Source organism: Streptomyces sp. NPDC058683 (assembly GCF_042716195.1).
In the GTDB taxonomy this organism is placed as follows: domain Bacteria; phylum Actinomycetota; class Actinomycetes; order Streptomycetales; family Streptomycetaceae; genus Streptomyces.
This window is the reverse complement of sequence record NZ_JBHXSK010000016.1, coordinates 123,165-137,786: the sequence shown is the minus strand read 5'-3', so window position 1 is coordinate 137,786 and position 14,622 is coordinate 123,165. Positions and strand designations below refer to the sequence as shown.

Annotated in this window: 15 protein-coding genes; 6 read left to right on the top strand and 9 right to left on the bottom strand. The window is 71.5% G+C overall.

Annotated features, from left to right (window positions below):
• Positions 1-34 precede the first annotated feature (34 nt).
• The 3 genes from ACFWXC_RS19530 to ACFWXC_RS19520 all read right to left on the bottom strand — a co-directional run bounded on the left by ACFWXC_RS19530 (position 35) and on the right by ACFWXC_RS19520 (position 3,021).
• Entirely contained in the window at positions 35-1,411 is a 1,377-nt protein-coding gene (locus ACFWXC_RS19530) for a sensor histidine kinase (RefSeq protein WP_384480253.1), read from the bottom strand.
• Positions 1,408-2,070, bottom strand: a complete 663-nt coding sequence (locus ACFWXC_RS19525) for a response regulator transcription factor (RefSeq protein WP_384480251.1) — start codon at positions 2,068-2,070, stop codon at positions 1,408-1,410. Before ACFWXC_RS19525 ends, ACFWXC_RS19530 begins: the two co-directional genes overlap by 4 nt.
• Before the next feature lie 282 nt (positions 2,071-2,352).
• Positions 2,353-3,021 (bottom strand): DedA family protein, encoded by a 669-nt coding sequence (locus ACFWXC_RS19520; protein WP_384480249.1) that lies wholly within the window; start codon positions 3,019-3,021, stop codon positions 2,353-2,355.
• Between the two features lie 321 nt (positions 3,022-3,342).
• Between ACFWXC_RS19520 and ACFWXC_RS19515 the strand changes: the two genes are divergently transcribed.
• From ACFWXC_RS19515 to ACFWXC_RS19490, 6 genes are all read left to right on the top strand, one after another.
• The gene (locus tag ACFWXC_RS19515; RefSeq protein ID WP_384480247.1) at positions 3,343-4,134 is read left to right on the top strand and encodes a hypothetical protein; all 792 of its coding nucleotides are present in this window, start codon (positions 3,343-3,345) and stop codon (positions 4,132-4,134) included.
• 105 nt (positions 4,135-4,239) lie between these two features.
• Positions 4,240-4,668: a BlaI/MecI/CopY family transcriptional regulator gene (locus tag ACFWXC_RS19510; RefSeq protein WP_384480245.1), complete on the top strand. Its 429-nt coding sequence runs from the start codon at positions 4,240-4,242 to the stop codon at positions 4,666-4,668.
• 4 nt (positions 4,669-4,672) lie between these two features.
• Positions 4,673-5,686, top strand: a complete 1,014-nt coding sequence (locus ACFWXC_RS19505) for a M56 family metallopeptidase (protein ID WP_384480243.1) — start codon at positions 4,673-4,675, stop codon at positions 5,684-5,686.
• 172 nt (positions 5,687-5,858) lie between these two features.
• Positions 5,859-6,014 carry a hypothetical protein gene (locus ACFWXC_RS19500; protein ID WP_384480242.1) on the top strand — a complete coding sequence of 52 codons (156 nt, stop codon included), beginning with the start codon at positions 5,859-5,861 and terminating at the stop codon, positions 6,012-6,014.
• 397 nt (positions 6,015-6,411) lie between these two features.
• A complete protein-coding gene (locus ACFWXC_RS19495) occupies positions 6,412-7,749 on the top strand; it encodes a glycosyltransferase (RefSeq protein WP_384480240.1) in 1,338 nt (445 codons plus the stop codon).
• Entirely contained in the window at positions 7,746-8,504 is a 759-nt protein-coding gene (locus ACFWXC_RS19490) for a polysaccharide deacetylase family protein (protein ID WP_384480238.1), read from the top strand. Before ACFWXC_RS19495 ends, ACFWXC_RS19490 begins: the two co-directional genes overlap by 4 nt.
• A gap of 142 nt (positions 8,505-8,646) precedes the next feature.
• Here the strand turns inward: ACFWXC_RS19490 and dhaK are convergent, their stop codons facing one another.
• From dhaK to ACFWXC_RS19460, 6 genes are all read right to left on the bottom strand, one after another.
• Complete coding sequence (dhaK, locus tag ACFWXC_RS19485) at positions 8,647-9,642, bottom strand: dihydroxyacetone kinase subunit DhaK (RefSeq protein WP_384480237.1); 996 nt, start codon at positions 9,640-9,642, stop codon at positions 8,647-8,649.
• Between the two features lie 31 nt (positions 9,643-9,673).
• Complete coding sequence (gene dhaL / locus ACFWXC_RS19480) at positions 9,674-10,354, bottom strand: dihydroxyacetone kinase subunit DhaL (protein WP_384480235.1); 681 nt, start codon at positions 10,352-10,354, stop codon at positions 9,674-9,676.
• A 22-nt stretch (positions 10,355-10,376) separates the two neighbouring features.
• Complete coding sequence (locus ACFWXC_RS19475) at positions 10,377-11,198, bottom strand: HAD-IA family hydrolase (protein WP_384480233.1); 822 nt, start codon at positions 11,196-11,198, stop codon at positions 10,377-10,379.
• A gap of 2 nt (positions 11,199-11,200) precedes the next feature.
• A complete protein-coding gene (locus ACFWXC_RS19470) occupies positions 11,201-12,061 on the bottom strand; it encodes a ketose-bisphosphate aldolase (protein WP_384480232.1) in 861 nt (286 codons plus the stop codon).
• A 213-nt stretch (positions 12,062-12,274) separates the two neighbouring features.
• Positions 12,275-13,261 carry an NAD(P)H-dependent flavin oxidoreductase gene (locus ACFWXC_RS19465; RefSeq protein WP_384480230.1) on the bottom strand — a complete coding sequence of 329 codons (987 nt, stop codon included), beginning with the start codon at positions 13,259-13,261 and terminating at the stop codon, positions 12,275-12,277.
• A 9-nt stretch (positions 13,262-13,270) separates the two neighbouring features.
• Positions 13,271-14,557, bottom strand: coding sequence for an acyltransferase family protein (locus ACFWXC_RS19460; RefSeq protein ID WP_384480228.1), 1,287 nt, complete (start codon positions 14,555-14,557; stop codon positions 13,271-13,273).
• Between the last annotated feature and the right edge of the window lie 65 nt (positions 14,558-14,622).

Below are 14,622 nucleotides of genomic sequence, written 5' to 3'. Positions count from 1 at the left end.
GTGCGTCGTCGGCACCGTACGGGGCGGTGCCGGGTCACCCCGCCGGCAGGTCGGCCAGGAAGCGTGCCCCCGAGGTGTACACGGGATCGTGGGACACCTCACCTCCGACGGCACGGGCCAGACGCCGCGCGAGCGGCAGTCCGAGGCCCGCGCCGTCGTGGCCGTCGTCGGGATCGCCGCGGCGGCCGGGCTGGAAGAGTTCGCCCACGAACGCCTCGGGCACCCCGGGACCGTCGTCGGTGACGCTGATCCGTACACCGCCGGGCGTCGGCCGTGCGGTCACGGTCACCGTGGCCCGGGCGTGGCGGACCGCGTTGGCCAGGAGAGGACTGACGATGCGTTCGAGGAGAGCGGGGGTGACGCCTGCCTCCAGCGCCGGATCCGTGACCTCGACCAGGGCCTTCACCCGCTCCTGGGCACCGAGGCTGTCGACCGTCCGCCTCAGGACGGGGGCGACGGCTGTGGCGCCGGGGGCCGGGGAGGCGCTCAGCGCACTCTCACGGGCGTCGCTCAGCAGGGTGTCGCATATGGTGCGCATGGACCGGGCGGCCTCGGCTATCACCTCATGGGTGGCGCTGGTCTCGGCGGCGGAGCGTGGTCGGGCCCGCCACCAGTCGAGCTCGATGATGATCCGGGTGAGCGGGGTGCGCAGTTCGTGGGACAGCTCCCCGGTCAGCTGCCGTTCGTGCCGCAGCACGGTCCGGATGCGGTCCAGCAGGGCGTCCAACGAGGCGCCCAGACGGGCGAGTTCGGCCGGGTGGTCCGTGGCGCCGAAGCGCTCGTCGGAACCGACGGCGCTCCACTCGGTGGCCTGGTCGGTCATGGTGCCCACCGGACGCAGGGCCCGCCCCACGGCCAGGCGGGTCAACGCGTAGGTGCAGGCGAGCATGAGCGCGTCCAGGACCAGCGAACCCAACAGCAAGGTGTCCGCCGAACCGCGGTACGGGGCGAGATCCAGGGCCGTGACGACGGTGGCGGAGTCCGGGTGACCGGACACGGGCCGGGAACACATGCGGACCAGGTGCGGGTTCTCCGCCTCGACGGTCGTGCAGAGTGCGCGTCCTTGCCCGGCGAGCCGTCCCGCGGCCCGGGTGAGTGTGCCGCCGGCCGCGGCCGACGGCGGCTTCTCCAGCAGGTGCGTTCCGGCGTAGATCCACACGTTCGCGTCGAGGAGGCCATCGTTGACGGTCTCCACGACCCGCACCCGTCGACGGCTGGTGTCGACGGTGGTGGCGACGGCCGCCGCACGGTTGCGCAACTCGTCGTCCGCCTGATGCTGCAGGTGCCGTTCCTCCACCACGTTGAACACCACGGTCAGCACGGCCATCAGCAGTGCGGCGGTGGTCAGGGCCACGAACGAGAGCCGTGCGCGCAGCGTACGGGGCACGAGGCGGCGCGGATGACGGATCATGACAGCCGGTGCCCGATCCCCCGTACCGTCCGCAGGCTCAGGTCGCTGCCCGCCTCGCGCAGCTTGCGACGCAGTCGGCTCAGGTACTGGTCCAGAGTGTTGTCGCTGACCTGGGCTCCGTCGGGCCAGGCGGCCCGGACCATGTCACGGCGGCTCACGAGGGAGCCGCCCGCGGCCACGAGCGGGGCGAGCAGCCGGAATTCCGTCGGGGAGAGGCCGACGTGGAGGTCGCCGACCCGCACGCTGTGCCGGGTCGCGTCCAGGACCAGGTCGCCCGCCGTGGCCACGGCCGCGGGTGCGGAGCGCTTGAGCGCGGCCTTCAGCCGGGCGACGAGCTCGGCGAGATGGAACGGCTTGGGAAGGTAGTCGTCGCCCCCGGCCGAGAACCCGGACAGCCGGTCGGTGAGGTGATGGCGAGCCGTCAGGAAGATGACCGGCGCACTGAAGCCATTGCCGCGCAGCGCCTGGCATACGTCCCGGCCGTCCGAGTCGGGCAGTCCGACGTCCAGGACGACCGCGGCGATGCCGTCCGAGGCCAGCCGCAGGGCGGTGGCGCCGTCGGCGGCGGGCACGGGTGCGAAGCCCTCGTCCGCCAGGCCGCGGCGCAGCACGTCCCGCAGGGCGTGATCGTCCTCAACGACCAGGATCTTGTGCCGCATGTCCCTCCGCAGGGTTGTCGGCCGTACGGGGCCCTTCCGTAGGGCCGTCGGCCGTACGGGCCGTGCTTGGGACGAACTCCGTGCGCGGACGCCGGGTCGGAGCCCGCAGGCTCACGTTCTGTCGGCGAGCGGGCGGTTGTTCGCCGGGACGGACGCGGGAGCGGCCGGTCCGCCTCGTCCGCCGCCCGATGGCGTCGCCGGTCCGGGTAGCACGCCCGGACCACCGGCTCCCACCTGCGGGGGCGGCGAACAGCGTGGGTTCGTACGCCGGCCGGACGACAGTCACCCGCGCTCCTCTGCGGACCTGGCGGCCCGGCGGCCCCGGTACACCTCGGCGGCCAGGGGGACCAGGGACACCACCACGATCAGCGCCACCAGCGGCAGGAGGTAGTGGTCGACGTTCGGGATCGAGGAGCCGAGCGCGTATCCCGCGAGGGTGAGGCCCACGCTCCACAGGAGGCCGCCGACGACCTGCCACAGGGTGAAGGTCCGCACCGGCACCTCCAGCGCGCCCGCCATCGGATTGAGGACCGTTCGCACCACCGGCACGAATCGGGCCAGGACAATGGCCTTCGCGTACCCGTACCGCTCCAGGAGTTCCTCGGTTCGTTTCACTCCTTCGTGCAGACGCCGGGAGCGGCTGCGTGCCAGCAGGGCTCCGCCGGCCTTCCGGCCGAGCAGGTATCCGCACTGGGCTCCGACCAGCGCGCCCGCTGCCGCCGCCACGAGCAAGGGCGCCAGCGACAGGTGCAGACTCCCTTCGGCCGAGCCCGTGCACAGCAGGCCGGCGGTGAACAGCAGGGAGTCGCCCGGCAGGAAGAACCCGATCAGCAGTCCCGTCTCGGCGAACATCACCACCGCGACGCCCAGCACGCCGAAGGCCGCCAGCAGCGAATGGGCGTCGAGCACGTTCACAGCCAGCTGGGACGCGACGGGGATCGGTTCGGTCATGTGCGGGGTCCTTTCGGGCGGACGGTTCCATGCGAACGATCAAATGACTACAGCCTTGTAGACGCTGTCTGGAACTCTAGACGCTCGCCGGGGGTGTTCGCTCCCGCAGTCGCTTCGGGGCGGGCGGTGAAACCCGTTGGTGCACGCCGAAAAGGAAGCCCCCTCGTATCATCGCTCAACCACCCTGACCAGGGACTTTGTGGAGGTGTTCAGGTTGCTGTCAGGTTGGCGGTGCCGTTGTGAAACTCATGCACCAGAAGCCCCAAAACAATGGCAAAGGCATCTGTGGCACCGGGAGATGATCGTGTCATCGTGCGGGTCATGACCACAGAGCGTCTCCTCGACGACCGCCCCCTCATGCCCCTGCGCACCATGGCGAACAAGGTGCCGGAAGTGACTGTCTACTTCTGGATCATCAAGGTGCTCACCACCGGGATGGGCGAGACCGCGTCCGACCTTCTGGCCCGGGTGCTGGGCCCGGTGCCGGCGGTCGGGCTCGGTGGCCTCGCCCTGGCGGTCTCCCTGACCGTGCAGTTCGCGGTCCGTCGGTACATCGCCTGGGTGTACTGGACCGCCGTTGTCATGGTCAGCGTGTTCGGCACGATGGCCGCCGACGTGCTGCACGTCGGCCTCGGCGTGCCCTACTCCGTGTCGACACCGCTCTTCCTCGTCATACTGGCCGCGGTATTCGTCCTCTGGTACGCCGTCGAGCGCACCCTGTCCATCCACAGCATCGACACCCGAAGCCGCGAGTTCTTCTACTGGGCAACCGTCCTGGCCACCTTCGCCCTCGGCACGGCCGCCGGCGATCTCACCGCGACCATCGGATTCGGCTATCTCGGCTCGGCCGTCCTCTTCGCCGTCGCGATCTGTCTTCCCGCGCTGGCCCACCGCTTCGGCGCCTTGAAGGCCGTGCCCGCGTTCTGGGCGGCGTACGTCATCACCCGTCCCCTCGGCGCTTCCCTCGCCGACTGGATGGCGGTCGGTCACACCCGGGGCGGCCTCGGGCTCGGGCTCGCGCCGGTCACCCTCGCCTGGACGACGGCCATCGTCTGCTTCGTCGGCTACCTCGCCGTCTCCCGTCGGGACGCGTCCGGCGCCAGAGTGGCCTGAGACGCGCCGATGCCTGTGTGCGGTTCGCGGTCCGGATTGCACCTCCTACAACTCGTAGGGGTAGCCGGGTACGCTGTGCGGCACGACAGTGAGGGAAGGCGGACAGTGGCAGATCGAGACGACGAGGAAGTCCGCGAAGCATCCGGCAGGCGGGCGCGAGGCGAGCTGGAGAGCGATGTGCTCGCCGCGCTCTGGGCGGGCTCCGGTCCACAGACCGCACGCGAGGTCCGCGAACGGCTGCCGGGCGACCTCGCCTACACGACGGTCCTGACCATCCTGTCCCGGCTGTACGAAAAGGGCATGCTCGTGCGGCACCGCGAGGGCCGTGGCTACGCATACGAACCGGCCCGCGACGAGGCGTCCCACACCGCCCAGCGCATGCACTCCCTGCTGGCCGGCGGTTCCGACCGTGAGGCGGTGCTGGCCCGCTTCGTCTCGGAGTTGTCCGAGCAGGACGAGCACCTGCTGCACCAGATCCTGTCCGGGCACGGCGACCCGCCCGCCGAGGGCGAGCGCCCCCGCGGGAAACGGTGAACCAGTGCTGATCAGCGTCTACATCCCGTTCCTCGTCACCGCCGCACTCGCGGTCCTCGCCGCCCCCGTGGCGCGTCGGCTGCCCCCGCGCCGGGCGGCCTGGGCCCTGGCCTGCGCCGCGCTGGTGACGGCGGTCGGCTGGGCGGGATCGCTCGCCCTGCTGGCCTTCTCCGGCGTGGCACAGATCCCGGAGATCGCGGAGGAGGGCCGCTGGTCGGTGACCGCGCTGCGCGCCGAGGACCCGGTGTACCTGGTCGTCGCGGCCGGCAGTGCCCTGCTGCTGGGTATCTGCGTCGTCTCGCTCGTCGTGGCCGCCGTACGGCAGGTGCGCCACCTGGTCCGGGCGCGCCGGGAGTGTGCCCGTCTGCCGGGGCGGACAGAGCTGGCGGTGATCGACGACGACGTTCCGCTGGCCTTCGCGCTGCCCGGGGCGCCGGGGCGGGTCGTGGTCTCACGGGGAATGCTGTGCTGCCTCGGCGACGGCGAGCGTGAGGCACTGCTCGCCCACGAGCGGGCGCATCTGCGGGGTCGCCACCACCTCTTCCAGAGCCTGTGGCGGCTCACCGCCGCCCTGAATCCGTTGTTGCGGCCGGTGACCGTCGCGGGTGAGTTCGTCCTGGAACGCTGGGCCGACGAGGCGGCCGCCGAACGTGTCGGTGACCGCAGAGTCGTCGCCCACGCCGTCGGGCGTGCCGCCCTGGCTTCCGCCGGTGCGTCCCGTCCGGCGGCGCTGGCCGTGACCGGCGGGGTGGTGCCACAGCGGGTGCGGGCTCTGCTGGCCCCGCCGCCCGCTCGCCGAAGCCTTCCCTTGCTGGTCGGCGGACTCCTGCTGGCCGTCTGCTGCGCGAGCCTGGCCAACGCCGCGTCCGACAGCGACCAGATGCTCGACGGCGCACAGTGGGCGCTGTGTACGGAACACACCGGTGGCGTGGCCACGGCGCCGACGGACCACGGGCATCGGCCGGACGCCTGCTGCGTGGGTCCCGATCGTGCGGAGCACGGGGAGCGGCGTTTCTGATCGGCACGGAACACGCTCTCACCGGGCCGCCGGAACGTTGACCTGGCGGTCATCGGGGTGGGTCGGGAGCGGCAGGGCGAACCTGGCCGGTTCACGGCTGGTCGGGGAGTGCCGGCCGCCGACTGCGAGGGGCCGGATCGCGGGCAAGAGCGAGCCCGATGCCCGTGCCCGCGTGCCCGGGCCCGAAGAGCCGCGCCGGAGCACTCCTTACGGCCTGTGGTTGCCGGCGCTGGTGCCGGAGCGCTGCCTGAGGGGTTTGCGTACCGGATTCGGGGCGGTGCTGCTCGGTGATCCGCTGCTGGCCGTAGCGGTCGCGGTGAGCGTGTGACGGGTGAGTGAGGCGACGCCGGGCGGGGCCCGGAGCGGGTGAACAGCCCCCGGTCTGCCGTGGCCGGCCCTGGTTCCGTCAGAGGGTGTCACCGGGCCGGAAGATGCCCACAGCGGGCAGAGCGGTCTCGGCGAAGACGACGACCAACATCCTCTACGTCTTGTAGTAGGTTCACTGACGCCCGCCCGGAACGTCGAACGCGGCCGCGCTTGAAGTGCTCGCCCCTGGTGGCTGTTTCCTAACTTCTACATCATGTAGTAGCTTCGGTGTTCGACGCCACCGTGGTCGATTCGTGGCCCTGGTTCGCGCCTCGGCGCGGCCTTGGCCTGCCCGCGACGTCGTCCGGCCCGGAGCATGCCCGGCCGTGCCCCGTATCCCGTCAGGAGGCTGATCGACCGTGCCCCACCGCGACAACCTGGTGCCGGAGCCGGAGCCTTCGCCGTGCACCGCACCGCCGCAGGACCCGGGCACCGGGCGGATCGCGATCATCTCCGCCGGTGTCGGCGCGGGACACGACGGCGCGGCCGCAGGGCTGGCCCAGAGGCTCACCGAGCACGGATTCCGGGTGGACCGGTACGACTTCCTCGACCTGCTGCCCGCTCAAGCCGGCCGACTGCTGTGCGGCACCTACCACCGCATGCTGACCTGGGTGCCGGAGGGCTATCAGCGCCTGTACGCGGCCACCGACCGGGCTTCACGTCCCGGTGTGGTGTGGCGGGCGCTGTTCCGTGCCGCCGAGCAGCGCACACTGCGGGCGCTCGCGCCGGATACCTGCGCGGTCGTCTCCACCTACCCGGGAGCCAGCCAGGTCCTCGGCGCGCTCCGCCGGCGCGGCCTGCTGACGGTTCCGGCCTTCACCTACCTGACCGACCTCTCCGTCCACGCCCTGTGGGTGGCCCCCGGCATCGACGCCCACCTGGCCGTGCACCCCGTACCGGCGGCCCAGGCCCACGCGCAGGGCGCGGCCGCCGTCACCGTCGCCGGCCCCGTCACCGACCGGCGCTTCACCCCGGCCATCGCCGGACAACGGGCCGCCGCCCGCGACCGGTTCGGCCTGCCCGAGCACGGGCCCCTCGCCCTGCTGGTCGCCGGCTCGTGGGGAGTCGGCCCGGTGCGACGGGCCGCCGCCGAGATACAGGGGACCGGAGTCGCGATACCCGTGGTGGTGTGCGGCCGTAACCAGGCCCTCGCGGAGCAGTTGCACCGGGACGGCATCAAACACGCCTACGGCTGGGTGGACGACATGCCGGGCTTGATGCACGCCTGCGACGTCCTGGTCCAGAACGCCGGCGGGCTGACTTCACTGGAGGCGTTCGCCGCAGGGCTGCCGGTGGTCAGCTACCGCTGCATCCCCGGTCACGGCCACACCAACGCCGCCGCCCTCGACGAGGCGGGCCTGGCGGCCTGGATCCGCGATCCGGCAACCCTCGGCCCGATGCTGGCCGAACTCCTGTACGGACCGCGCGGCGAGGACCAGCGCGCGGCAGGACTCGCCCTGCACCGCTCAGCCCTCGGACCGGTACCCGCTATCGCCGCCCGAACCGGGCCACGGCCCACGCCGGGCACACCGGCCCCATCGACGCGCTTCCCCGGCAGACGACGGATCGCCCTGACGGCCGTCACCGTGACGGCCACGGTCGCCCTGGGCGTCGCCGCCCCACTCGCCTACGCCTTCAACGAGACGCCCGCCCGCTTCAACGCCGTTGCCCACTACCTGGACGGAGACGGACGATGACCCCGGCCCGCCTGGCCCGTGCCACCGCGCTCGCCTCGGCCGTGGCATTGCCCGCGCTCGCCGCCGTGAACGCGGCACCCGGGATCTCCACGTTCGGCCCGCTGCGGAACACGGCCATGCCCCGTCTGGCCGGCCAGGGCCGGCCCGACCACGTCGCCCTCACCTTCGACGACGGCCCCGACCACCTCTCCACCCCGCACTTTCTCAGCCTTCTCGACGCGCGCGGGGTGCGGGCCACCTTCTTCCTGCTCGGCTCGATGCTGGTCCGCTCGCCCGGGCTGGCGAAGGCCATGTCCGCCGCCGGGCACGAGATCGCCGTCCACGGCTGGCACCACCGCCCCCTGCTGCTCCGTGGCCCCCGTGCCACCTACGACGACCTCGCCCGCGCCCGCGATGCCGTGGCCGACGCCACCGGCAGGCCACCGACGCTCTTCCGGCCGCCGTACGGGGTGATGACCACGGCCGCCCATCTGGCCTGCCGCCGCCTCGGTCTGACCCCGGTCCTGTGGACCTGCTGGGGCGAGGACTGGCGCAGGCGGGCCACCCCGCGGTCCGTCCAGGACACCGTGCTGCGCGACCTGCGCGGCGGCGGCACCGTCCTGCTGCACGACTCCGACTGCACGTCCGCCACCGGTTCCTGGCGCGCCACCCTCGGCGCGCTGCCCCGCATCCTCGACGCCTGCCAGGCGCGCGGTTGGCAGGTCGGCCCCCTCCATGAACACGGCATTCCGATCCACGCGTCGCGTGAGCGCTGAGAGACTCCGGCGACCGGTGAGGGCGCCGCCGATCAGGAGGCCGTGGGGCGGGACGAGGCCGGGGACCATGATGAGACGATGCCGGGCGCCACCCTCGCCGCGACCGGCAGAGCAGCCCGACACCAGATGCGGTTCGTGGTTGTCAGAAGACCCGGATCGGTATCTCGGCGGGGTCGGTGAGCAGGTCGAAGAGCTCGTCGTCCAGGCGGACCAGGGTGACGGAGGCGCCGGCCATGTCGAGCGAGGTGCAGTACTCGCCCACGTAGCTGCGCCCGACCTCGATGCCGCGCTCGGCCAGCTGTTTGTGGGCCAGACCGTACACCAGGTACAGCTCGCCGATCGGTGTGCCGCCGAGGCCGTTGACCATCAGCGCGACGCGGTCACCGGAGGAGAACGGCAGGTCGTCCACGACCGCGCTGACCAGCTCGCGCACCATCGCGTCAGCCGACCGCAGCTTCTCCCGCTTGCGGCCCGGTTCGCCGTGGATGCCCACGCCCATCTCGACGGCGTCGTCGGGCAGTTCGAACAGTGGCGAACCCTTCGCCGGCGGTGTGCAGGCGGTGAGCGCCATGCCCATGGTGCGGGTGACGGAGTTGACCTTCTCCCCGATCCGGTACACCTCGTCGAGGTCCGCGCCCCGCTCGGCGGCCGCACCGACGGCCTTCATCACGAAGAAGTTGCCGGCCACCCCTCGCCGGCCGACGGTGTACGTCGAGTCCTGTACGGCCACGTCGTCGTCGATGAAGAGAGTGCGGACGCTCACCCCGTCGGCCTGGGACAGTTCCTCGGCCATCTCGAACGCCATGCGGTCCCCGGTGTAGTTGTTGACCAGCAGCAGCACACCCTTCGGGGAGGCGACCAACTTGACCGTCTCGTAGACGTAGTCGGCGGGCGGCGCGGCGAACACGTCGCCCGGACAGGCGGCGTCGAGCATCCCCTTGCCGACGGTCATCACGTGCGCCGGCTCGTGACCCGACCCGGAGCCCTGCACGATCGAGACCTTGTTCTCCTGCGGGGCATCGGCACGCATGATCAGGTTGTACTCGGGCACGTACGTGAGCGTGCCGGGGTTGGCCAGGGCCAGTCCCTCCAGCATCTCCGCGACGTAGTCCTTCGGATCGTTGACGAACTTCTTCATGCCGTAACTCCTCCTGGTCCTGCCGGTCGCGTCAGTCGCGTGCGTCCCACTCGGCGGCGATGCGCTCCGCCATGACCGCGATCGCCACCGCGCCCGGGTCCGGCGAGCCGATGCTGCGCTCACCGGTGTAGCTCTGGCGGCCGCGTCGGGCCTGCATGGGTGCCGTCGCGTCGGCCGCGGCACGGGCGGTCGTGGCGGCCAGGGCGGCCAGTTCCGCGCCGTCGGCCGCCGGTTCGCCCTGCGCCAGCCGCTGCTCCAGGGCGTCGGTCATCGGGATCAGGGCGTCCAGCAGGGTCTTGTCGCCGACGTCGGACTTTCCTCGCGCCTTGATCCCCTCCGCGGCGGCCCGCAGCATGGCGACCGCGTCCCCGGCGTCCGGTTCCGGCCGGTCCTTCACGGCACCGGCGGCCCGCAGGAAGGCGGTACCCCACAGCGGACCCGACGTGCCGCCGACCCGCTTGGAGATCACCATGGCGACCTTCTTCAGGAACTCGGCCGGTGCCTCCGGGGCGAGTTCGTCCCAGTCGGCGAGCACGATCTCGAAGCCGCGGGCGAGCGAGTACCCGAAGTCCCCGTCCCCCGCGACGGCGTCGAGGTCGCTGAAGGCCCGTTCGTTGTCCACCGCGGTCCGGGCGATCGTCCGTACGACGAAGGTGAGGTCGCCGCCGGGCGCCGACGACGACGGCGATGACGATGGGGATGGCGCTGACATGTCTCTCCTGACTGCCGCGACGTCAGTGGGGTCGGGGATCGGACGGGGCGGGGTCTGTGTCGCCGTCGCCGGCGGTGAGCAGGCGGGCGAGGTCCGCGAGTTCGACGTACGGCCCCGGGTCGGTACCGAGCGGATCGCTCAGCACCCGGGCGACGGTCTCCTCCGGCGGCGGATCGCCCAGCGAGGTGACGACCAAGGAGGCCCCGGTGAAGTCCTCCTGGCCCGTGTAGGCGCTCGTCGTGACCGCGCAGGCGAGCCCGGCGCCGAGCGCGGACAGCATCCCGTTGCGGCTGTCCTCGATCACGACGGCGTTCGCGGGATCCAGGCCGAGCCGGTGCAGCGCGAATTCGTAGATGTCCGGGGCCGGTTTCTTCCGCTCGACCACGTCCCCGGCGAAAACGCTGAAGTGAGGGGTCAGTTCCTGGCCCATGGCGAGTTCGAGCACGCTGCGGACGGACGCCTCCGCGGAGGTGGAGGCGACCGCGAGCGTCCACCCGGCCTCATGTGCCGCCGTGGCGACCCGCCGCACGCCGGGCCGGGGCGGAATGCTTCCGCTGCCGATGATGGCCGTGTAGATCTCGGTCTTGCGCCGGTGCCAGGCCGCGACCTGCTCGTCGAGTGCGGCCGGGTCGGAGGGCAGGCCGGCGGCGGCGACGAAGTCCGGGGTCAGCAGCGTGCGCATCCGCTCCTTGCCGCCGCCGATCCTCACCTTCTCCGCGTACTCCTCGTCGCTCCACCGCACCGGCAGGCCGAACTCCTCGAACGTCCTGTTGAAGGCGGGCAGATGACCGTCGCGTTCGGTGTCGGCGAGCACGCCGTCGCAGTCGAAGACGAGCGCGGGCACGGCTACCTCGCCCGCCCGGCGCTGCCGAAGAGCCTCATCAGCGAACCGGCCATGTCGACGACGTCCTGGCGGACGTCCCGGAAGAGCGACGGCGGGTCCCACTTCTGCCGCTCCTCCGCCGTCCGCAGGAAGGCCAGGTTCGACTTCATGTACGTCTCCTTGAGGGCCGTGGAGATGTTGACCTTCGCGCACCCCCGGGAGATAAGGTCGCGGAACTGCTCGTCGGAGAGCCCGCTGCCGCCGTGCAGCGCGATGGGCACGGGATGGGCCGCCACGATGTCGGACACGCGCTGCGCGTCGAGCACCGGCGCCTGCTTGTACGATCCGTGCGCGTTGCCGATCGCCGGTGCGAAGACATCGACCTGCGTGGTCCTCAGGAACTCCAGCGCGACCGCCAGATCCTGCTGCTCGGCGGCGGTGTCGCTGCCGACCCCGTCCTCCACACCGGTGATCGACTCGATCTCGCCCTCGACCGCGGCGCCGAACGCACGAGCCTCCGCGACGACCTCGACGGTCTGCCGCATGTTCTCCTCGACCGGCAGCTTGGACGCGTCGAAGAGCACCGAGTTCCACCCCTGCCGCAGGCACTCGGTGATGACCTCGCGCTCCGGACAGTGATCCAGGTGCAGGGTGACGGGCACCTCGATGCCCGCGGTCATCGCGGTCCACATGGCAAAGAGCACGTCGCTGCCGATGGACCTGACCGTCTTCACCGAGGTCTGCACGATGAGCGGAGACGCGTTGTCCACCGCGGCGGCCAGCACGGCCTCCAGCGTGAGGTCGTTGAACACGTTGATGGCCGGTACGGCGTAGCGCTCCGCGAAAGGCCTGGCGAGGATCTCGGTCAGCGGTGTCACACCCACGACGCCTCCACGTCTTCACCCACCCCCGCTCCTCCATTCCACGCCCGCGCCTCACACCCCGCCACTTTTGGCCTGGGCGGAAGGCCCCGGCGAGCCGGCAGGCAGAGCAGCCGCGGCGGGGCGGAAGCGTTCGTACACGGACAGCCAGGGCCCGACGTGGTGGACGAGCGGGATGCCGGAACCCGACCGATGCCGGCGCCGTGGTCTCCTCGGTCAGCGCAGCAGGGATCGAGGCCGTGCGGACAGGATCGCCTCGGCCTCGTCGCTGACGGTGCGGACCACGTCCGCGGCGGGGCGGACGGCGTCGACGAAGAACGCCGACTGCCCGTAGAGGATCTCGCTCGTGTCCGGGTCGGGCGCGGTCTCGAAGGGGTTGCCGTCCGCCGCGGGCGCGAACTCCTCCTTGCGGTCCCGCAGCGTCGCCTCACGCCCCGACCACTCGTCGGTGAACCGGTTACGGCGGACGCGGGCGCCGATGGTCGTGGGCCAGGGCAGCCCCGACACGATGTCGTAGGCCTGCGTCCACACGGTGTCGCCGCCGTCGCTCCCGACGATCAGGCGCTTGTGGAGATCGTGTACCTCGACCGCTTCGGGCGTGGCGAGGAACGCCGTGCCCAGCCAGGCGCCGTCCGCACCAGCGGTGAGGACCGCCGCCAGCGTCCGGCCGTCGGCGATGCCCCCCGCGGCCAGTACCGGAACATCGGGATAACGCCGCACGATCCCGGCCAGGAGCGGCAGCAGTCCCATCGTCCCGGTGTGGCCACCGGCCTCGGTGCCCTGCGCCACGAGGACGTCGGCACCCGCGGCCACGGCCGTCGCCGCGTCGTCGTGGCTCTGGACCTGGCACATCACCCGGGCTCCCGCGTCCTTGGCACGAGCGAGCCACGGCCGGGGGTCGGCGAACGACAGCGCGATGATCTGTGGCCGCTCCTCCAGCGCGGCGTCGAACTGCGGCTCGGTGAAGGGGAGGAGCGGCGTGATGAAACCGACTCCGAACGGCCGGTCCGTCGTGGCCCGGATCGCTGCGATCTCCGAGCGGATCCAATCCGGCCCTTTCCAGGGGTGCGTCCCCCCGAAGGAACCGAGCCCGCCGGCGGCGGAAACAGCGGCGGCGAGTGTGCCGCCGCTGTGCAGGCTCATGGGCGCCGCCATCACCGGATAGGTGATGCCGAACATTTCGGTGAATCTCGTATGCAGCATGGGCCGAAGCTAGCGAAGGCGGCTAAACCGAACAACTTGGGCACGACTCAGTGCGATCAGCGTTTTCCAGGACCTGGCCCGTTTGAAGGGCATCTCGAATATCCGAGAGAACAGCCATGCCCCGAGCACCGAGACCGGCAGGGCCAGGGCGAGCGTGAACCAGAACGTCGGCAGGCCGGGAGAAACGAAATGCGGGGCTACCCGACGAATGACGACCATGACGATCGGCAGATGAATCAGATAGAGGCTGTAGGAGAAGTCACCGAGTTTTCGGACCGGGCGCGTGGTCAGGAGCCGTAGAAGCAGGGCGGGCCTGCCGGTGGCCACGGCGGCAAGCAGCATCGTCATGGCGGGAGCGATGGCGAGGTCGATCCAGAAGTAGTGGTTCACCGTCCACACGGAACCCTTGACGACGCCGACGGCCAGGACGGGCAGCGCGGCCAGGGCGGCGAACCATCCCCATGGCAGGCGTCGAATCCGGTCCCGCGCGGCGACGACTCCCGCACCGATCACACCCGCGACGAACACGGGCGCGAGGTGCGGAGCAAGCCAGTTGTCGCCCTCCACCGGATTCGCGCCGGGTGCTGCCAGGCCGAGGGCGATCACCGGAAGTGTCACGCACGCGGCCAGGACCGCCGCGTTCGACCACCGCCGGACAAGGAGGAGAAGGGGAAAGAGGAGATAGAGCTCGGCCTCCACGCCGATCGACCAGAACGCGCCGTTCGGCGTGGGCGCCGTGATCACGTCCTGGGCGACGAGGCCGAACACCAGGACGGACTTGCCGGTAGGCGGCCCGAAGTGCGAGGCCGGGACCACGAACAGGGAGACGATCACGCTCATGACCAGCGCCGCCCAGTACGGGGGCAGGATCCGCCAGGCGCGCCGGCGCAGGAACTGCGCGACGCCGACCGACCGCCAGCCGTGGCGGGCCGGGGAGATGGCCAGGGAGAAGCCGGACAGCACCAGGAAGAAGACGACGGCGAGGCGCCCGAACATCAGCCCCTTCAGCCACGAGGGCGCCGAACTGTCGGGATAGCCGGGGAAGGTGTACAGCCAGCAGTGGAACAGCACCACGTACAAAGCCGCCAGGCCCCGGAGGCCGTCCAGGCCCCCCACTGGCGACTGGGCGGGTGCGCTGCTCCCCGTCTCTGCCTGTGCTGCCGGGGCCGGGGCCGGGGCGGCCAGGTCGAGAGTGCTGCTGGCCGGACGGCCCAAGTCGGCGGAAATTGTTCGCCCCCTTCTCCTGGCAGCGCGTTTGCCGCCGAGTCGATCGGCTGGCGGTGCGCCGGGCGGCACAGCGCCGCCACAGAGACTTGGTACGTGGCATCCGGCTCAGAGGTTCAGCGTAGAGGTGCGTCTTC